The 19,810-nt window shown below is 47.9% G+C and carries 21 protein-coding genes; 10 read left to right on the top strand and 11 right to left on the bottom strand.

All coding sequences use genetic code 11. The annotated features are described in order from the left end of the window. Positions 1-17: 17 nt before the first annotated feature. Positions 18-545: a hypothetical protein gene (locus WDY75_RS12260; RefSeq protein ID WP_036642135.1), complete on the top strand. Its 528-nt coding sequence runs from the start codon at positions 18-20 to the stop codon at positions 543-545. 76 nt (positions 546-621) lie between these two features. Here the strand turns inward: WDY75_RS12260 and WDY75_RS12265 are convergent, their stop codons facing one another. Further along, positions 622-1,140, bottom strand: a complete 519-nt coding sequence (locus tag WDY75_RS12265; RefSeq protein WP_006211237.1) for a molybdenum cofactor biosynthesis protein B — start codon at positions 1,138-1,140, stop codon at positions 622-624. Between the two features lie 108 nt (positions 1,141-1,248). Between WDY75_RS12265 and WDY75_RS12270 the strand changes: the two genes are divergently transcribed. Both WDY75_RS12270 and WDY75_RS12275 read left to right on the top strand, forming a co-directional pair. Next, a complete protein-coding gene (locus tag WDY75_RS12270) occupies positions 1,249-2,343 on the top strand; it encodes a GTP-binding protein (protein WP_063480002.1) in 1,095 nt (364 codons plus the stop codon). Between the two features lie 126 nt (positions 2,344-2,469). After that, positions 2,470-2,808 carry a four-helix bundle copper-binding protein gene (locus WDY75_RS12275; protein ID WP_006211234.1) on the top strand — a complete coding sequence of 113 codons (339 nt, stop codon included), beginning with the start codon at positions 2,470-2,472 and terminating at the stop codon, positions 2,806-2,808. 177 nt (positions 2,809-2,985) lie between these two features. On the opposite strand, the gene msrA is transcribed toward WDY75_RS12275, so the two are convergent. Next, positions 2,986-3,507 carry a peptide-methionine (S)-S-oxide reductase MsrA gene (msrA, locus tag WDY75_RS12280; RefSeq protein ID WP_063480517.1) on the bottom strand — a complete coding sequence of 174 codons (522 nt, stop codon included), beginning with the start codon at positions 3,505-3,507 and terminating at the stop codon, positions 2,986-2,988. A 286-nt stretch (positions 3,508-3,793) separates the two neighbouring features. Here msrA and WDY75_RS12285 point away from each other — a divergent pair, with 286 nt between their 5' ends. From WDY75_RS12285 to WDY75_RS12300, 4 genes are all read left to right on the top strand, one after another. Next, the gene (locus WDY75_RS12285) at positions 3,794-4,693 is read left to right on the top strand and encodes an ABC transporter ATP-binding protein (protein WP_228030027.1); all 900 of its coding nucleotides are present in this window, start codon (positions 3,794-3,796) and stop codon (positions 4,691-4,693) included. Beyond that, on the top strand, positions 4,690-5,421 hold the full coding sequence (locus WDY75_RS12290; protein ID WP_063480001.1) for a hypothetical protein: 732 nt from the start codon (positions 4,690-4,692) through the stop codon (positions 5,419-5,421). The genes WDY75_RS12285 and WDY75_RS12290 overlap by 4 nt, the downstream gene beginning before the upstream one ends. Positions 5,422-5,501: 80 nt before the next feature. After that, a complete protein-coding gene (locus WDY75_RS12295) occupies positions 5,502-5,966 on the top strand; it encodes a hypothetical protein (RefSeq protein WP_006211229.1) in 465 nt (154 codons plus the stop codon). Positions 5,967-6,033: 67 nt separating this feature from the next. Continuing rightward, positions 6,034-6,960 (top strand): S-layer homology domain-containing protein, encoded by a 927-nt coding sequence (locus WDY75_RS12300; protein WP_063480000.1) that lies wholly within the window; start codon positions 6,034-6,036, stop codon positions 6,958-6,960. Positions 6,961-7,075: 115 nt separating this feature from the next. Here WDY75_RS12300 and WDY75_RS12305 read toward each other — a convergent pair whose 3' ends face one another. Beyond that, positions 7,076-9,181, bottom strand: coding sequence for an ABC transporter ATP-binding protein (locus tag WDY75_RS12305; RefSeq protein ID WP_063479999.1), 2,106 nt, complete (start codon positions 9,179-9,181; stop codon positions 7,076-7,078). Beyond that, complete coding sequence (locus tag WDY75_RS12310; protein WP_036642464.1) at positions 9,182-10,939, bottom strand: ABC transporter ATP-binding protein; 1,758 nt, start codon at positions 10,937-10,939, stop codon at positions 9,182-9,184. It abuts the gene before it with no gap. A gap of 577 nt (positions 10,940-11,516) precedes the next feature. Here WDY75_RS12310 and WDY75_RS12315 point away from each other — a divergent pair. Together WDY75_RS12315 and WDY75_RS12320 are read left to right on the top strand one after the other, a co-directional pair. Then, the gene (locus tag WDY75_RS12315) at positions 11,517-11,822 is read left to right on the top strand and encodes a HesB/YadR/YfhF family protein (protein WP_006211225.1); all 306 of its coding nucleotides are present in this window, start codon (positions 11,517-11,519) and stop codon (positions 11,820-11,822) included. Between the two features lie 47 nt (positions 11,823-11,869). Then, positions 11,870-12,319 carry an NUDIX domain-containing protein gene (locus tag WDY75_RS12320; protein ID WP_006211224.1) on the top strand — a complete coding sequence of 150 codons (450 nt, stop codon included), beginning with the start codon at positions 11,870-11,872 and terminating at the stop codon, positions 12,317-12,319. Positions 12,320-12,467: 148 nt separating this feature from the next. Here WDY75_RS12320 and WDY75_RS12325 read toward each other — a convergent pair whose 3' ends face one another. Continuing rightward, complete coding sequence (locus WDY75_RS12325) at positions 12,468-12,980, bottom strand: hypothetical protein (RefSeq protein ID WP_006211223.1); 513 nt, start codon at positions 12,978-12,980, stop codon at positions 12,468-12,470. Positions 12,981-13,228: 248 nt separating this feature from the next. On the opposite strand from WDY75_RS12325, the gene WDY75_RS12330 reads away from it, so the two are divergent. Then, entirely contained in the window at positions 13,229-14,974 is a 1,746-nt protein-coding gene (locus tag WDY75_RS12330; protein ID WP_036642144.1) for an ABC transporter ATP-binding protein, read from the top strand. A 118-nt stretch (positions 14,975-15,092) separates the two neighbouring features. Here the strand turns inward: WDY75_RS12330 and WDY75_RS12335 are convergent, their stop codons facing one another. The 6 genes from WDY75_RS12335 to WDY75_RS12360 form a co-directional block, all read right to left on the bottom strand. After that, positions 15,093-16,517: a M56 family metallopeptidase gene (locus WDY75_RS12335; protein WP_063479998.1), complete on the bottom strand. Its 1,425-nt coding sequence runs from the start codon at positions 16,515-16,517 to the stop codon at positions 15,093-15,095. A 9-nt stretch (positions 16,518-16,526) separates the two neighbouring features. Next, complete coding sequence (locus WDY75_RS12340; RefSeq protein ID WP_006211220.1) at positions 16,527-16,901, bottom strand: BlaI/MecI/CopY family transcriptional regulator; 375 nt, start codon at positions 16,899-16,901, stop codon at positions 16,527-16,529. Between the two features lie 271 nt (positions 16,902-17,172). Continuing rightward, entirely contained in the window at positions 17,173-18,465 is a 1,293-nt protein-coding gene (locus tag WDY75_RS12345) for a DUF6080 domain-containing protein (protein ID WP_006211219.1), read from the bottom strand. A 59-nt stretch (positions 18,466-18,524) separates the two neighbouring features. Next, on the bottom strand, positions 18,525-18,845 hold the full coding sequence (locus WDY75_RS12350; protein ID WP_006211218.1) for an EamA family transporter: 321 nt from the start codon (positions 18,843-18,845) through the stop codon (positions 18,525-18,527). Then, positions 18,835-19,176, bottom strand: a complete 342-nt coding sequence (locus WDY75_RS12355; RefSeq protein ID WP_006211217.1) for a DMT family transporter — start codon at positions 19,174-19,176, stop codon at positions 18,835-18,837. The genes WDY75_RS12350 and WDY75_RS12355 overlap by 11 nt, the downstream gene beginning before the upstream one ends. Continuing rightward, positions 19,164-19,796, bottom strand: coding sequence for an HAD-IB family hydrolase (locus WDY75_RS12360; protein ID WP_063479997.1), 633 nt, complete (start codon positions 19,794-19,796; stop codon positions 19,164-19,166). Before WDY75_RS12360 ends, WDY75_RS12355 begins: the two co-directional genes overlap by 13 nt. Between the last annotated feature and the right edge of the window lie 14 nt (positions 19,797-19,810).

A 19,810-nucleotide genomic window follows, 5' to 3' on the forward strand; every position in this document is an offset into this window, starting at 1 on the left:
GGGAAGGGTGAGTGAACATGAATTATCGCGGAATCGCTGCAGCAGTATTGCTGTGTTCCATTCTTGCCATATCGGTAGGCTGCTCTAAACAAGTGGCCAAGGATGAAATGCGCCTATACAACATGAAGGCTTATGAGGAAGGTTCAAGAGAGGCCCGGATATCAGGACGTGGTATGAACGGAAAGTTTCTTGAGGAGCTTCAAGCTTCTTTTAGCAAAGTGAAGATGCCGCTGACCAATGAGACCTATGCGGAGGATGAAATTGGCAACATCACGTATCAGTACCGGATCAATTATGATGCCAGCCAGTTTATTACCGTCTACGTCTATCAGGATCAAGCGGCCAGGGAAAAAGGAATCAAGGAGATTTTTGGTGTCACGGAGGGTGACGCCAACGTGGCCGGCGGGCACAATTTGATCATCAGCGACAAGGAAACGTCGATCGTCTACACATCGACTGGAGATAAGACGGATAACTATTACAGCCAGGTCAAAAAAATAGCGCCCGCGCTGTTGGCCAAATATCAAGGGCGCGTCAGCAGTTAGTGCGAAAATAAAAGAAAGCCGGATGACTACAAGCATCCGGCTTTCTTTATATTCTCCTGGATCTCTCGAAGGGTGATCATGACTTGTGTTTGTCCAGCTCATATTTTATATGTCGCAGCTCTGGCAGAAGAATACGGTTCATTGCAAGCCGTACGGCTCCGGCAGACCCCGGCATGGAGAAGACGGCCGTGTGGCTTAGCGTACCGCCAATAGCACGGCTTAAGATCGCAGCAGAACCAATGTCTTCGGTAAAGCTGAGGTAGCGGAAAATCTCCCCGAATCCAGGGAGTTCCTTGTCCAGCAAGGAGGATACTGCTTCATAAGTGGTGTCTCTGCTGGATATGCCTGTTCCGCCGGTTAATAGCACGACATCAATTCCGGGGTTGCTCACTGCAGTGTATATCAGCTCCCGAATCGTTTCATATTCGTCCTGAACAATGGTGTAGGCCGCAACCGCATGCCCGGCTTCTTCCAGCAAGCCTATCATCAGTTTACCGCTCTTGTCCGTGTCAACGGTCCGTGTGTCCGAGACGGTGATGACCATGCAGTTCACGGAAGCGGGGGATTGCCGTTTATGTTCTTGTGCTGAGTTCATCTGAATCACGACTCCTGTTTAGGTTAATGGTAGGACGCTTGCAGCAGGTGGATGAAATGTAGTACACTCGCTAGCATAATAAATTATGCACGCAAAGGAGTATGGAACGTGGAACACGTAACACCCATATATATTCTATCAGGTTTTCTTGGCAGTGGAAAAACGACCTTGCTTAGCCGGCTTATCGCGCATTGGAAGGAGCAGGGTTTGAGACCGGCTATTGTAATGAACGAGATCGGCGAGGTCAATATTGATGGACTTATCGCCGGCGAAGAGGTTCCGACAGCTGAAATGCTGAGCGGCTGCATCTGCTGTACGATTCGCTCTGATCTGTCGTCGGAGATTGCGACGCTGGTTCAGCGGGAGCAGCCGGATGTCATCGTTATTGAAGCGACGGGGATTGCGAATCCAATGGAGATTCTGGATGCCGCTGCGGAAGCTTCGTTATATATGAGAATCGATGTGAAAAAGATGATTACGGTCGTTGACGCCGCACATCTGCTGCATCTGAATGCCGAGCAAAAAGGAAAGACCTACCGACTGATGCAGGAGCAGATTCGCGCGGCTTCCGCACTGATCATGAACAAGATGGATCAGGTAAGCGAACAGGATGAAGAAACGATCCGGCAGTTGGTGGAGCGCTGGAATCCGTATGCGCCGATTCTGCCTGCGGTGCGCTGTGCGGTGAATGTGGAGGAACTGCTGCAAGGTGAAGAGCGTGCGGCGATGGAAACCGGCATTGGAGGGGGCGTGAACCCGGCCAATTTTGATACTCAAGATGCAGGTCATGATCAGCAAACAATGAATGCTCATGTTCGTGAAGAAGATGCCGCGCATTCTCTACATAATGACCCTAGCCATGACCCTACTCATGTTCATTCTCATGACCATATCCACGCGCACGACTCTCATGATCATGTTATGTCGTACACGTATTATTTCAGCCAGCCTGTGAACAGTGTGGAGTTCGAACGTTTGATAGCGGAGCTTCCGAGAGATGTATACCGGGCCAAGGGCATTCTTACCTTTAGCGATACCAACAGCCGTTTTCTGTTCCAGTATGCGTTCCGCGAATCCGATTTTATGAAAATCACGCCTCAGGGTCAAGTACCGGACGTGGTCGTGTTTATCGGTGAGCACTTCCAGAAATCGCTGCTCCAGCAGCAGCTTGAAGCGCTGGAGGGGAAGAACCGTTTGGCATAAGCTGTACTGCTGTGGATTCTTTTGGCTAATTGTACCTTGGGCTTCTCCCACCTGCATTTGATTCAGACAGCCATCCAGCGTTTAATACTAAGGCATAGCGTAGTAACTACAAGGAGGATATCCACAATGTTAAATGAACTCAAATATAAAGAATGCATCGAAGCATGTCTCCAATGTATGAACGCTTGCAATGTATGCTATGTATCCTGTCTGAAAGAATACGAATTGGCTATGCTTCGCGATTGTATTGCACTCAACAGAGAGTGTGCCGATATTTGTGCGTTTGCAGCTCAAGCAATGTCACGCAAAAGCCCTTACGTCAAGGAGATTTGCGAACTGTGTATCAAGGCTTGTCTGGCTTGCGCGGAAGAGTGCGGAAAGCACGATCATGAGCACTGCAAAGAATGTGCGGAGGCTTGCCGTAGATGTGCCGAGGTCTGCCAGGAAATGCTGAGCCACGCCTAAAATAGAAGTACATAAACCTGTCCCCTTTGTCAGTCAGGGAACAGGTTTTTTGATAGCAGATGGTTTGATCCGCTAAGCCTAGTATGGACTGAGGTTTGGGCGAATGATTAAACAGCAGACAGATGGTTGACTGCTGTGTACAGAAAAGGCGAGCCCGTGGGGCCGCCTTTTCTCACTTTAGAATGATTTCCAGTACTTTTCGATAATGGCGTCGCGGCCGGAGTATACTCGGGATTCCTTGTAGTGTTTCGGATTTTTGCGATGGAAGTTTTGATGGTATTCTTCCGCAGGATAGAATACGGATGCTTCCCGGATTTCGGTCACGATCGGTTGATCAAAGCGTCCGCTCTTGACGAGTTCTTCCTTCGACTTGACGGCCAGCTCGCGTTGTTCTTCATTATGATATAGAATAGCTGCACGGTATTGGCTCTTGCGATCATTGCCTTGGCCTGTAGCGTCGGTAGGATCGATCTGCGGCCAATACAGCTCCAGTAATTTCTCATAGGGGAAAATGTCCGGGTCAAATGTAATCTGCACAACCTCCAAATGGCCAGTTTCTCCTGTTAAGACTTGCTCATATGTAGGATTCTCAAGCGTCCCGCCCATATATCCCGATATAATGCCATGAATACCCGGCTGTTCCTCAAACGGACTAACCATGCACCAGAAGCAGCCTCCGGCAAACGATGCTTTTTGTATCACATTGATTCCCCATTTCTAAGATGATGGTGTGTAATGCTTCTATAAATAAGTAATTATAAGCCCCTATTCCCCATTCGTCTACGATACCTTATTAAAATAATGGCACCCCCTTTGCCCGTCAATTAAAAAAACTTACACGAAAGGTAGCCATCATTGAAACGACGTCCATAAAATGTTATTGTCATGTAAGATACGAGCCTTGTCCAAGAGTAAATGGAGCTGCCGTGCTTTCACATAGAGAAGTTCTACAATACATACAGCACCAGAACAAGGGGAACAGGAGTTGAAGTGTTTGCAGGAGCTGCTCGAATTAAACGGAGTACATAAACGTTTCGGAAAGTCTGCTGTATTGCAAAATATCAGCTGGAGTTTATCCCGAGGCGAGTGCGTAGCCATAATTGGAGGCAATGGAGCGGGAAAGAGCACCTTGCTCCATATCATAGCCGGACTTGCGATTCCCTCTGAGGGATCCAGAGTTGAACTAGAAGCATCCTTGCGTTTCGGATATGTACCGGAGCGCTTTCCTGCTCTTCGGTTTCGTCCTTCAGAATATTTGCACCATATGGCCAGCATTCAAGGATTGGATACACAAGAAGCGACGAAGCGGATCGATGCGATGCTGAACGTTTTTCAGCTGCAGGACATCAAAATGACATTATGCTCCAAGGGGATGCTCCAAAAGGTCAATTTAATGCAGGCCTTGCTTCGGCAGCCCGATGTGCTTGTTCTGGATGAACCTCTGTCAGGATTGGACGAGTCTTCCCAGATGGAGATGATCGGTATCCTAGGCGAAATGAAGAGGCAGGGAACAGCGATTGCGATGTCCGTTCATGAACCCTTGCTGATTGCCTCGCTAGCCGATCGGGTGACACAACTGAAGCGGGGGCGGATGGAACGAGACGGTGTGCTCGCTATCCATAATGTTGACGCAAGAACGAAGCTGGAATTCGCTGACGTTCAACCGGACCGATTGCGGGAGCTGGAAGGGGAGCCTGGATTTCTATATTGGATATCCCGAGGGAATCCGGCATCGATGGTTGTACGCAAGCATTCAGCAGACGATATCTTGCTCCGGATTCTGCAATCGGGGGGATCCATAATCCGCCTTGAGCCGTGGAGCGGGGAGACGATGGAGCAGGTGGAATCTCCTTTAAGCCAACAGGTTGAGGGGATGAGGGCATGATAATTCCGTTGATTAAGTACATGCTGGCGAGCTACACGAGATCGTACCGGTATTTCGCCCCAGTCGCCTTTATATTGATCTCGGTGGTATTTATATACTCCTACCGGCCAAATCCGATATTGGACAGTTATGCCGTAACCGCTGTGCTGCTGTTTATCGGTTCAGCCTGGCTCGGCATGAATTTTCTTAATCATGACCAAGGTCGTCAATCCATACTCCTTATTGTTCATAGCGGCAGCTCTAGACGATTTTATACCGCTCAATATTTCACGGTTGCTTTACTGTCTTTGATTTTCAGCTTGTTTGCGGTTCTTTACCCCATCATTTTCGGGATGTTTGATAAGCCGATTACATTCGATGAGTTTGCTCTAGGTTACGTGGGCCATGCTGGACTAGCCTTGCTTGGCATTTCGCTGTCCTTATTTTTTCAAATCAGTTTCATGGAGAATCAGGGGAGAGCAGCCGGCTTGCTGTTCATGGTTATCGTACTTGCATTAGCAGGACAATCCATCGTTCAGGGGCTGCCGGATTCTTTTGGATTTGTCCCTTATATACTGCCACCCGTCTCCGTTATGATTAATCTGTTTATGCATGCTGAAGGAATGTCTATGCTGATGTTGACTTTGACAATTACATATTTGTTCATATACAGCTTTATTTTACTGGTGATATATCTATGGATTGCCTGCCGCAAGGATGCGGCGAATGCGATCCGAAAAGTAGGTTGAAGTAGGTGCAGTCTTCCTTTACCATATAGGATATACACAAATAGAAACGGTAAAGACAGCCAATACTAGAGGAGGATACCATGAAACAATCTCGACTGTTGGACAGTGACCACTCCAAAGAGCTGTTTGCCTATTTCGGATTAGCGGTGTATTATTCACAGGCTCTTGAGCAGCAGCTTGCGAATTTGTTGATGCTGATCAAGCTCTCCCAAGGGAACGTGCCTTCGGAAGAAGATTTCACGCAGCTATATCAGCGGAAATTAAGCAGTTCTCTCGGTCAGCTGGTGCACGAGATCCAGCATTACTTTCCATTCTCCGAAGAAGAAACACTTCAACTAAAGGAAGTGTGGAAGCAGCGGAATTATATCGTTCATGATTATTTCAAAGAGCGGATTCATGAGACGTTCAGCCCTGCCGGTCGATCCCGAATGATTCGGGAGTTGACTGCATTCAAGGACCAGGCCCAGGCGCTGGAGCAGAAACTGCAAGGATATTCCCGTGAAATGTACGTGAAGCTGGGCTTGGACAGCGAAAAAAGTGTTTAGAAGAAAATAGGGCGGAGATGAAACATATTCCAGCACCTCTGCGTCAGAGATTATAGGAGGTGTAAATATGAAAAAAACAACCAAATTGTTAACTGCAATGCTTGTTACTTCGTCACTACTCGGTGCTGGCGCCGCCTCTGCTTTCACGGATATCCAGGAGCAGAAGCCGCTGCAAATGGTGAAGGAGCTGCAGGCGAAAGGGATTATCCAAGGCATAAGTGCTGACAAATTCGCTCCGTCCAGGACGATTACAACTGCCCAAGCGGTGCAGATGATTGTTAATGTGGCTGATCTGAAAGTGCAGCCGAACTATAATGGCCGTTCGTTTGACAGCGTGCCGAAGGATGCCTGGTATGCCAACGCCGTGAATATCGCGGTTCAGAACGGATTATCCGTATCCTCAGACATGAAGTGGAATGAACCGATAACGCGGGAAGTGTTCTCGACTCTGCTCTCGGAAGCCATTCAGCAGACGGGAAATTATCCTGTCGTTGCGATGTATCTGCATGTGGCTGACGAGGACCTGATGAAGGAGGAGAGCCGGGGAGCGGTGCAGTTCCTGCTCTTAACCAAAATCGCTAAGCTGGATAGCAATGACAAGTTCCATCCAACGAATCATTTAACGCGGATTGAGGCGGCAGAGCTTGCTTATCATTCGATCCAGTTCATTGAAGAGCACCAGCAGATCACGTTACCCGAGAAACCCGAACAGCCCGAATCGGGTATAAGCACCAGCGTGGTCAAGGTGGATGAATCGCAGAACAAAGTAACGGTAACCAAAGATGATCTGCCAAATCCGGGTTATGGCATTAAAATTTCCTCGGTCGACTATGTCAGTGATTCCGAAGCGGTTATCTATTACAAAGTTCTTGAGCCCGATCCGGATAGCATTTACCCGCAAGTCATCTCCAAGTCTTCGGATGACGTGCTGGTGCCAGCCAAGTATTCCAAAATCACGGTCAAATCGGCCGGTATCATTAATTTCACGAAGTGATCTCATAGAACCAGTCCATATATAATGTAAAAAGAAGGCTTTCCCGTGCGAATGTTGCATTCGTGCATGGGGAAGCCTTCTTCTATTTAATCTGCATCGTATATTCTTTCATCAGCTAAACATGGCCACCAGCCAGCTTACTATGGGCAGCGGCGCCAACCGTTTCCTTGCCTTCCGGCAGGGAGGCAGTGCTTCCTTGCTGGAGCTGGTACATTTTGAAGTACCTTCCACCGAGCTCCATCAATTCATCATGGGAGCCCTGCTCAACGATTTCCCCGCGGTGCAGGACCAGAATCTGATCGGCGCTGCGGATCGTGGATAAGCGGTGGGCAATGATAAACGTGGTACGACCTCGCTTCAATACTTCCAGCGCATCCTGGATCAGCGCTTCCGTCTCTGTGTCGATGTTAGCCGTGGCTTCATCGAGAATCAGAATGGCCGGATTGAAAGCCAAGGCCCGGGCAAATGAGATCAATTGCCGTTGACCGGCAGAAAGCGTACTGCCCTTCTCAAGGACCGGCTCATCAAAGCCTTGCGGCAGGTGAGCCAGCAATCGGTCTGCACCCACATCACGGAGTGCCTGCTCCACCTGTTCCCGGGTAATGCTCGGATCACCCAGGCTGACATTGGAAGCAATGGTGCCGGTGAATAGATAGGGATCTTGCAGTACGATACCCATATGCTTGCGGAGCCATTGTTTCGGAATGTCGGTAACAGGCTGACCATCAATGGTGATGGTTCCTTTCTGTGGATCGTAGAAACGGAACAACAGATTGATGATGGAGCTTTTTCCGGATCCGGTATGTCCTACAAGTGCAACCGTCTGCCCCTGCTTGGCTTCAAATGAAATGTTCTTAAGAACATAATCCTTCTTGTAGGCAAACGACACGTCTTGAAATTCCACATTCCCCATATAACGCGGCATGCCGCCATCGGTTACTTTCTCTCCAGTCTCGTCCATGAGCTCAAATACCCGTTTAGCGGAGACAATGGAGGTATCGAGGGCTGCCAGCTGATTCACCATACCTGTAATCGGCTGGAACATACGGCCGAGCAAATCAACGAAGGCGTACAGCACCCCGATCGATACAATGCCGGCACCGTTCAGCGATGCAGAGCCGAAATACCAGAGAACGACTACAAAGGAAATGTTACGGAGCACATTCACCAGATTGTGGGTGGTGAAGGAGTTCAAGTTCAGCATTTTGTTCTGATGGGCCATGTAGTCCGCATTCAGTGCTTCGAACTCTTCCTGGGTAGCCTTTTGGCGGCGGAATACACGGATGATGGCCATACCTTGAATGGATTCATTGATGATGGCATTGATCTCGCTCAAACGGGAGCGGATCACGGTGTTGTACTTGGTCGCGAATTTGCGATACAGAATGGTCCACACGATCAACATCGGGATTACAAACAAACTGATTAGGCCTAATCTTACATCCAGAAGGAACAGGGCAATGTAGACACCGGTTATATACACGGCTCCGGAGCTGAAGTTAGATAATACTGCAACGAACAGGTCTTTTACCGCCTCGGTATCATTGGTGATCCGGGAAACGACTTTACCTGCCGGCAGGTTATCAAAGAAGTTCACGGGCAGCCGCTGAATATGGGCGTAAACATCGGTACGCAGCTTCTGAATGACCCGATTGGCAGCGGATTGCAGCCAGTAGGTTCTGCCGAATACCGTGATCATGGAAATAAGCAGACAGATCAGGAACAGGCCGACCAGCTTATAAATGCTGGGAAGCTCCGGTTTATAAAATTCAAACAGCTGCTCCTTGGATAATGGGACAGCCGGATACTGCTGTTTCTCCGAGGCGTAAGAAATCGTCAATACACCGTCCTGGAAGGAACGTTTGCCTTCTACCCGGGCGACCGGCTCGTTGATGAAATAGAAACTGCGGCCGGATTGGACAAGGCGTACTTCCTGCCCGCGTGTCTCGCCTAGTTGAAAGCGATCTTCACGCTTGTAGTAAGTCCCGTTATACGCAGCAGCACCCTCGACCTGCGTGGTTTCGTAATAAGGCCGCTCGATGCCAAGTATGTGCTCATCGATCATCGTTTTTGCTATGAAGGGACCTGCCAGTTCTGCGGCAACGCCAATCGCCAGCAGAATCAAAGCCGTGATGAAGGTGCCTTTTGCCGTTAAGGCATACCGGAACAGCCGTTTGGCGATTCCGGATTCATTCGATATGGTTGTATCCGTTGGAGTCAATTAAGACACCTCCTCAGAGGTTAGATTGTTTTCTACTTGCTGGCGTTCGTATTGTTCACGATACCAGCCGCCGAGCTCCAGCAGTTCATCATGCGTTCCCTGCTCGATGATTCGGCCTTCCTCCAGCACCACGATGACATCGGCATGCTGAACCGCCGAGAGACGGTGCGTGGAGATAAGCGTCGTTTTGCCGGCGCGCTTGCTCCGGATGTTGTCAATGATTCTGGCTTCAGTCCGGGCATCCACCGCGGACAAGGAGTCGTCCAGAATCAGGATTTCAGGGTCGCCGATGAAAGCGCGAGCCAGCGAGACCCGCTGTTTTTGTCCCCCGGACAGGGCAACGCCTTTCTCACCCACAAGCGTATCTAGCCCATCGGAGAGGGTAACCAAGTCCCGGTCAAAAGCGGCCGTTGTGATGGCATCCATGATCAGTTCATCACTTGCATCCTTTTTGCCAAACTGGATGTTCTGCCGAACCGTTTTGGAGAATAGAATCTGCTCCTGCGGTACATACCCGATCCAGCTGTGGAGCTGGTCGGTGGAGAGCATCTCCATCGGCACACCGGATATAAGGATGCCGCCGGTTCCGGTAGGATACTCATGAAGAAGCTGCTTGAGCAGCGTAGATTTACCGCTGCCCGTACGGCCTACAACGCCGAGCGTCTGGCCCTTCTGCAGCATAAAGTTGATGTTATTCAAATTATCTATAGTAGAGCTCGGATACCGGAAGGTCACATCCCGAAACTGAATGGTATCCGGAACCTTCACGTCTACAGTCGTTTCAGCATTCGTTACATCCGGCGGAGTATTCAGCGTCTGGTTAACCCGATCCAGGGACGCGTTCCCCCGCTGCATAATGTTGATCAATTCTCCGATTGCAAACATTGGCCAAATCATCATCCCGAGGTACATGTTGAACGATACGAGATCTCCGAGGGTGATCTGGTTCTGGAACACCAGGTATACCCCGTAGGTTAAACCGATTACATAACTCAGTCCGATGGAGAAATTAATGGTCGGTTCGAACAGGGCGTCTACTTTGGCGACGGCCAGATTTTTGCGATATACATCATCCGTGATGTCCTGGAAGCGTTTCTGATCGGCGCGCTCTTGTACATAAGCACGTACGACACGCACGCCTGCAACCGACTCCAGAACCTGGTCATTCATGTCGCCGAAAGCATCCTGCGCCAGCGTGTAGCGTTTATGAATGGCTCTTCCGTAGATCACCATACCAATCGCGATGATCGGCATAGGCAAAATGGCAGCGAGTGTCAGCTTCCAGCTGACAATGAAACCCATGGCGAACAGGACCACGATCAAATATATAGTGGAATCCGTCATGACCAGCATGCCGAAACCGGCGGTGGCTGCCACGGAGCGAAGATCATTCGTTGCTTTTGCCATCAGATCTCCGGTACGGTTTCGTTCGAAGAAAGGCGGAAGCATCCGGAGCAAATGATTCATATACCGGGTGCGGAGCAGGCGCTCTACAAGGTTCGCTCCACCGAACAGTCGATGCATCCATATGTACGTGGCACAGTACACAACAGCGACGATGCCGAGAATCATGAGCAAATACTGGACCAGGGAGGCCCAGGTTATCGAACTGCTGACGATATCGTCAATGGCATTTCCGAGCAAGAGCGGCGGCAGAAGTTCAACCAGTCCGCAAAAGATGAGAAGTGCAAGGCCGATCAAATAACGTTTCTTCTCACGCTTGAAAAACCAGCCTAAATTTTTAAGTACGGCAAACACATTATCCCTTCCTTTCGTATGCAGTTCTGACATCATATCACCCGCAAAAACCAAAAAAAGCACATCATCCGAGGACGGACGATATGCTTCATTAATTTTGAATTTATCATACGCACGGTGATCATGACTTCCGTGCAGCGGTTAGCAGCTTCGTTCTGGTCATTCTTGCGAATGAACGAAGCTTAATGACTATGAGACAGCACCATGGGAGAGTCGATCCATATTTAATTGTAGGAATGGATGCAGATGATCTTTATCCATAGCAATAAGTTTAAACATGTCACTCACCCTTTCTTCGTCATTTTTACAATTTATTCAAATCGCTCTTGTATGGACTGAATTTTATCACCATGAACTGGAATGTGTCAAACTTATTTTTTCGAGAACAGGGCAGGTTATTTCAAACAGCAGGCAGTGGACAACCTTATGTCACTATTTTATTATCAAAATGATTTGTATCCTAACATACGTTTGCGTTATGATAATACTACAACCAAATATGAACCGTTCCTAAGGTCTCCGTCCTTAATAACGATGGGGTCAACATTATATGACGTCTAAGGAGGGTGTACGATACATGCAAATTCAAGTCAGCGATCAGGCGGCACGTTGGTACAAGAAGGAACTTGATCTTCAAGCAGGCACGTTCGTTCGCTTCTTTCCGCGATATAGTTCAGGCGGGGGGCTGCATCCCGGCTTTTCGCTAGGCATTTCAGTAGAAGAACCAAGAGAAGCGGGACTGACAGAGCGTTCGGAAGAGGTAACGTTCTTTATGGAAGAGCAGGATTTATGGTATTTGAACGGTTATACGCTTCGCGTGAAATATGAGGAATCGTTGGATGACATTTCGTATATTTATGAAGAAGAGGGCGCAGTAAATTAACTTGAGTGAGAGACTGCAGCGCCATCTAGGGAGAGGAGGTTCCCAAGATGAGCGTATATCACCGTGATATTCGCCAATACATCGGCAAACGTTCGGTGGTCCGTGTGAAAGCGGCGGTGCTTGTGCTGAACGAGAATGGAGAGATTCTGCTCCTGAAGCGGCAGAACAAGGACGAGTGGGGGCTCCCGATGGGAAGCCTGAAGCCTGGCGAAGCTCTTGAAGATACAGCGTCCAGAGAGCTGTGGGAAGAGAGTGGCCTGACAGCGGATGATATGCGACTCTTGGACCTTGTATCGGGTCCAGAGTATAGGAAGAAGCATCTTGGCGGAGATGAGGAGTATTATGTGATTGGCGTGTATGCAGCAACCGGTCTGCACAGTGCAATTCATCTGTCTCCTAATACGGAAGTATCACTTAAATATTTTGACTTTCATGCATTGCCGGCCATGGATGCCATTACGGTGCACTTGCTGGATAAGGTAAAAGAGAAAATCTGAAAGCCTAGGTGGCATCAGCGTGCATGCCTTCAATTCCCCGCTTGGGGAATTTTTTTCGGTCATAATGAGGAGTCCCTGCCCCATTCAAACCGGGGGAGGGACTCCTTTGCTATATTAGCTTGTGTTCCGCACAATCCGATATCAACCATTAAGTCAGACCGGAAAACGGGACCTCCAGTGCAAAATCAAAATCGTCGATATCATAGACCTGAACAGGAAGAGCGCTATCAACGATACGCTGGATCAATTCGTATTGATCTGTTAGAATGGGAGCTTCCGCTCTTTGGGATGCCAGGAGCAGCTCGGTTTCAATCGGATCAAACGACTCCCCGTACGGTGCTGTGTCCATCGTGTTCATAACGGATACCCGGGTGGTTTCGCCAACGGGAATGGATGGGCTTTTCGCCCAGGGAACTTGAAGGGCCCGTTCGATCTTCTTTTTATTCAACGGCTCTTCAAAATAGGAAATCAATTCGCCGATCTTTATCTTGACGTGCTGATCATCAGCACTGCTGTTCATGAGATGTTCATCGGTGGTATGAAGTTCATATAATTCCAAAATCGTAGTGTATGGAATGATGTATTCGACGGGTTTAGATGGTATTAACAGCTGGCCGTAAATGGCTAGCATAACGGCCTCCGTCACGAAAATTCTGGTCATGACTAAATCCTCCTGCGTGACATGATACTATTTATAAGTTTAGAACTAATAAAGCATTGAAGTTCACAATTGTCAACTGCTCTTCCCCTAACAACCGGGTGGATGTTACGCTATATAAACGTCTATCCATGTACTTTCACAGAAGACAGACCCGCTTTGGAGGGTGTTTTTTCTTGCGATTATCGAATAGGCTCAGCCTCGCGGAAAACTTATAATTCTATAATCTTGGGAAAGGGCTGTTATTACTATTGAAATCATGGAAAATCTATTATCCCTTCGTAAAGCCTTATATGAAGTGGATCATTCTGACTCTCATTATCGGCATGATCAAATTTGCAATCCCGTTATTACTGCCGATGATCATGAAATACGTTGTTGATGATCTATTGATTAACCAGCAGATGACCATAGAGCAGAAAATTCAGGATTTGATGTGGATTCTGGCCGGTACACTTGTGCTGTTTGTTGTTGTGCGTGGTCCGGTTGAATACTTGAGGCAGTACTTTGCCCAGTTTATTACCAGCCGAATTTTGTTTGATATGCGTAATCGGCTTTATGCACATCTGCAGCGCTTATCTCTGCGTTACTATCAGAATACCAAGGTAGGCGAAGCGATATCACGTTTTATTAACGATGTGGAGCAGTCCAAGAATCTGGTCGAAGTCGGTATGATGAACATTTGGCTGGACATGTTTACATTGCTGTTTGTTTTGATTGTTATGTTCTTTATGAATCCGGTGCTAACCCTGGTCGCCATCTCGATTCTGCCCTTGTATGGACTCGCGGTGAATCTGCTGTACAAGCGGCTTAAGCGGCTGACCAAAGACCGCTCTCAGGCATTGGCAGGCATCCAGGCGTACTTGCATGAACGGATTCAGGGCATCTCGGTTATCCGAAGTTTCACCCTGGAGCGTTATGACCAGAAGAAATTTGAAGGAATCAACGGAAATTTTCTGAATAAAGCGATGGCCCAGACCCGCTGGAACGCGCTCACCTTCTCGATAATCAATACGCTGACGGATATTGCGCCGATCCTGGTGATCGGTTACGGAGGGTACCGGGTAATTCAGGGGGATCTGACATTGGGTACGTTTGTAGCCTTTTTTGGCTACCTTGACAGGCTGTATGCTCCACTTCGCCGCCTGATCAACTCTTCAACGGTTCTGACACAGGCCTCAGCGTCGCTGGAGCGGGTCAAGGAGCTCATGGACGAGCCTTATGACATCCTGGACCGTCCTGATGCCAAAACGCTCAAGAGAGCCGGACAGATCGAGTTTGATCGTGTCTGCTTCAAGTACAATGACGATGCAGGCTGGGTGCTTAAAGATATCAGCCTGACCATTAAGCAAGGCCAGACCGTTGCGTTTGTCGGCATGAGCGGCGGCGGCAAGTCGTCACTCATCGGACTGATTCCCCGATTCTACGACGTGCAGCAAGGCGCTGTTAGGATCAACGGACACGACGTCAGGGATTTGACGCTGGACAGTTTGCGGGGGGCCGTAGGTATGGTGCTGCAGGATAACTTCCTGTTCAGTGGCACAGTTCGGGAAAATATTCTGTTCGGTAATCCGGAAGCAGAGGAAGAAGCGATAGTTGCAGCCGCCAAAGCGGCCAATGCGCATGATTTCATTACTCAGCTGCCGCAGGGCTATGATACCGAGGTGGGTGAACGAGGCGTTAAACTTTCGGGAGGACAGAAGCAACGACTGGCGATCGCCCGCGTCTTTCTTAAAGACCCGGACATTCTGGTCCTCGATGAGGCAACCTCGGCGCTGGATCTGGAGTCGGAGCACCTGATACAGCAGGCGCTTGCCTCCCTGTCAAATAACCGTACAACCTTGATTGTTGCTCATCGCCTTTCGACGATTACGCATGCCGATCAGATTGTCGTGTTAGAGAATGGCCGGATTACAGAGCAGGGCACGCACAGCGAGCTGATGAATCTCGAAGGAAGTTATGCGAGATTGTATAACGTGCAGCATTTGGAGACTTAAAGCTGCAGGGTGTGTTCAGCAATAAGCGGAGGGTATCAAAAATGGAAAAGGTGTACAAATAAAGTCAATAATATCTGAAAAAAGCACTGCCTTTGAGGCAGTGCTTTTTTCAAAATTGTTATTTATGAGAAGATTCATCATAGTCGATAGACTCCTCGAGTTTCATTGTTGCTTGTAATTCCTCTTCAAGTTCCTTCATCGAAGTCTTTTTTTCAGGTGTCATGGATCTTACCGTGATTGAAGTGCCCGGAGGGATTTCAGTTAGGTGAGACTTTCTATAACCTTCGTCTACTGGCATAATCAGTTCTTCAACTGCTAGAGGGTCAGGAGCGCTTTTTTCACTTGCATCTGGAGCTTTGGGTATATCCGTATTTTCTTTGATTTGCGATCCTGTATTTGTTTCATTATCAGATGCAGGTGTAGAACGAGAAACTTCCACCTCATTTGTTTTAGTTTCGTCTATAGGTTTTAAGGTAACTTCATTTGATTGAGCTTTAAATTGACTTTTTTCATCTTCTACTACTTTGGGCGTGTTGCTGGAAGCCCATGCCGCTGCTGTTGTGCTAATTGCGGCCACCAAAAATACAGCTGTTATCGTGAGGTACACTGTTTTCTTTTTCAATTTCTTTACGCTGAGCATAATCGTTAATCTCCTTTTTAATTGTTTTCCGTCACCGGATAAGGAGGCACAAAATCGTACGGGTAAATTTCTTGATCCTGCCATGACGTTCAAGATGGTTTCTCCATAGCGTTTTCGTTCGGCGTAGGACATCCCTTTTACGACTTCTTCATCACAAGAAAGCTCGCTCCATGTGTGAATGTCCTTCTGAAGAATGTGTACCAAGGGATTAAACCAATGTAAGGCACTGGCTCCCAAGGTGAACGCCTTGACCCATAAATCTTTTCGCTTCAGATGAATCAACTCATGATGGATCACCATACCCATATCCATGTCTACGGTATTCTCCATAGGGAGATAGATGGTTGGCTTCCAAAGGCCGACAAGCACTGGACTCCGAACGGCAGAACTGTACGCAAGCTGGACCTTGCTAGTAACACCAAGAGCTTGCTTGGTAAAAAGGAGTTGTTTAGCTGCTTCACTATTCTCCGAAACGGAGGAACGCGTCTGTTCCAGGATTTTCAATAATCTGCGATAAGAAACGGTCTGCCAAGCGGCAAAGGCTACAGCTCCGAGTCCCCATAGACTGAGGAGGAGAAGGGCTATATGGGTTGAAATAGTCTGCTCTGCCATAAATGGCTTCGGATTGAACCCTGAATGTCCAGGTAGCGTATGTTGTACATTTAATGGCAACTGGTTTGAGATGGGGGTGGTTGCTTTAAACTTGAAAGTAAAGAACCGTGAAACCCACTGTATACCAAGCACTACAGGTAGAAGATAAAAGCCTAAAGCCATTTTGCTAATTCTATAACGCCATTTTGGTGGAATAGCATGGATGGATACGATTCGCAGTAAAAGAATACAGACTACGACGACACTTCCGGCAACGGTAAGGATAGACAGCAATTCAAGTATCGTATTCATAAGGTGCACCTACTTTTCCGAAAACCATTTCTTCAGTTCTGAAATGTCTTCATCTGATAGCTTGTCGCCATCGTATAGAGCCGATATTAGGTTTTTCACCGAGCCTTGATATAACCCGTCCAGCACGTTTTGCGTTTCGAGTAATTTATAATCTTTAGGAGAAATGAGAGGCATATATTGATTTGTCCGTCCATGCCTCGTAACTGCAAGCGCCTCTTTGTCCACCAAGCGCGATAAAAAGGTGGATATAGTCTGCGGTTTCCATTCCCTTCCTTTTTGAGAAAACAAACGCAGGAGTTCGGTGGATGTCACAGGCGGCGTACACTCCCAAATTACTTCCATTAGTTCCATTTCAGTATCCGATAATTTTTGTACCTGTTTCACGGTGAGCACCTCTTGAGTTCGTTATGCGTCCATAACGAAATGAATTACTACACTACGTAGTGATTACAATTTACTACATTATGTAGTGGTTCGTCAAGAGAAGAAGAAAGAAAGTGATTTATTACATTTGATAGCATTCTGTTCTTGGTAAGTGAGTAGATAAGCGGTAGTGATACGAGGAACGATTCGTAGAGAAAGTGTCTATTAATAGGAAAAAGAAGGCGTCCGTCCAGATCTAAGATCTTTCGGGACACCCCCTTTGAGGCAATGCTTATTTCTCGATATTATGGAACACCGTGTCATAAGTCGTCTGAATATAATCCAGCGTCTGACCGTGTAATACGATATTGTTCACCAAGGTGATAAACAGGAATAGGATCATGATGCCGGTCAGAGCTTGCTGAATACGATAGCTGTTCAATTTTGCAATGAACATCGCGGCGAGTACGAATACCGCAAACAGATAATGCCCTGCGTACAAGTACATATCGTAATTATACGTAGCCAGACCGAAGCCAACGATGACGTGGAGCAGGATCGCGAACAGAATGTAGATGCTGAACGCCCACGTATCACGGGATTTGATGCCTTTGATGAAGGAGAGCACGGCGAGCAAGAGCATGCCGAGACCGACGATATGGACATGGATCGGATACGGCTTGGACAAATCCGTCACAAACGCAGCGATTCCCGGATCAATCATAGCAAGCTCGGGCGACAGAATAGGACTTACAAACAGCATGTAAAACACGCGTGAATGATGCGTGAAGGAGAAGGGAGAAACGTAGCTGAGCGCGCCGTTCTGCATGCTTGTAAATACGTTCCCGATCCACGATTTGCCTGAGAACAGCAGGTGCTGAAGCAGTGTAACAATTACAACCATGCCCAGAAAGACCAGCATTATGATGATAAACCGTTTAAACGCGTGTTTCATTCGTCTATCCAACATACTGATCAACAGTGCTCCCGAGAAGGTTGCTACATTCGTAGATGTAATTCCGAAATTGATAAGGGCCAGGGAGGCGTTAGGCATTACCCCAAACCGATTCTCGATTCGGTTATGCTGCAAGTAAGCCGCAGATAAAATGATCATAAACTGCGCATAAGCATAGGAATCCGGTATAAAAGCCGTGTACAGTGAGTAAGAGCTGAAACCAAAGAAAGCGGCTGTGACGAGGGAAAGCACCCAGCCTGCTCCGCCTCTGCGGATGATGTAATATACCAGAGCTGCACTCAAGGCATTCAAGACTGACTGAATCAGAAGATAAGGGAGGTTGGAACTCCCGATGATCGATGTTAACGGACTTGTCAGGAAATTAATGAACGGGTGTATGATCGAGATATTTTCCGGGCCATATTCCATCGAAGGGTCGAAGTTAAACAGATTCAAGGTAAAAGGTGCACCATAGAAAGGGCTATGGGGCATCAGGGTGGCTGCATGATCCTTAATGTAGGTCACGAAGGGAAGATTCATGAAAACATACCATAGCGCAAGACAGATGCTTAAGCCGATGGCCGTATAATTATCTTTTTTATGTCGAAACAAATAACGGAAAAAAGTCATGTTCGCTTTCCACCAATCTAATCATTTTATGTATTCAAAGTGAGCCGTTCTGCATGCATTCACCAGATGAGCATAAGCAATCCGGAAATAATAAACGCGACACCCGCGATTTTTCGAATCCCTATGGTTTCTTTGAATACCAGTTTGGCAAACAGCAATGCCCACAGAAATGTCAGCGCATTGGCTGGCATAACCAGTGTGTAGGGAAGCTGGCCAAGCAGGTAAATGTTCAGCAGCGCCCCCAAACCGTAACAGAAAAAACCGATCAGAAGCAGCTTGATTTGTTTGCCCGCGGTGTACCCCTTGAAGAATACGCTCCCAAGCGAGCCCAGAAGTGTCATCAAGAGCAGAAGTGAGTAGAGCAGGATGTCATTTTTCATAGGAAGTTAAGGTCACCCCGATTCCAAGCAGGGCTACAGCGGCCAGTTTTTTTAGGGTAAGAGGTTCGTCCAGAAAAAAATCACCATAAAACAGGGCCACAATATAGCTGATACACATCAGGGGGTAGGCTACGGATAGCTTCTCCAGGGAAAATGATTTGATCATGAGTACAGCCCCGAGGCCATAGCAGACAAACCCGATCCCCATATACAGCAAGTTGGTATGACCCCACTTCCAGAACAGCTGCCCGGTAGCCGTCAAAAAGGCCGATACAACCATCAGCAGCTTGCCGAGGTGGCGCGGAGAGTCCTGTGCTTTTACCTGCTCCATGTTAATCCCTCGCATCCATGAGCGGATTTGTGATTGACTAGATATTTGTGCTTGACCAGCCGGAGCATCGGCAGATCGGATAAGGAATCGGAATAAGCACAGGATGACTCATAGTCAATGGTCAGCTGTTGCTCTTCCAGATATTGCTGAATGCGGTTCACTTTCTCCTCTCCCTTGCAATTGCTGCCTTCAATCATTGAGGTAAAGCGTTCGTCCTGCCGGGTCAATTTTGTCGCTATCACGGTGTCAACGCATGGCAGCTCTGCAAAGTATCTCATATACGCATCCGGGGATGCCGTTACGAGCAGGACATGATAACCCGCGCTCTTTTTAAGCTGCAGCTCTTTCAGCGCATCGGGAAAGATGGCGGGCTTTAATTCTGTTTGATAAAAATGCTCCAGATCGGAGTCTTCCATATGGCGCATCGCATGGAAATAAGCGCTTTTTGCTTTTTCGGCTTCCAAGAGCTTCAGCTTGTACAGCACGGAATGCAGCACGACCTTCAGAATGACGGGTGCCGTGGAAGGCTTTTTCCGTATACCATACTGCAAAAATTGAAACATGGAGTCCGTATGAATCACCGTTTTGTCGATATCGAATATAGCGAATTTCTGGTTCATATGGGATCCCTCTA

Origin of the sequence: Paenibacillus glucanolyticus, from assembly GCF_037333485.1 — a bacterium.
In the GTDB taxonomy this organism is placed as follows: Bacteria; Bacillota; Bacilli; order Paenibacillales; family Paenibacillaceae; genus Paenibacillus_AQ; species Paenibacillus_AQ glucanolyticus.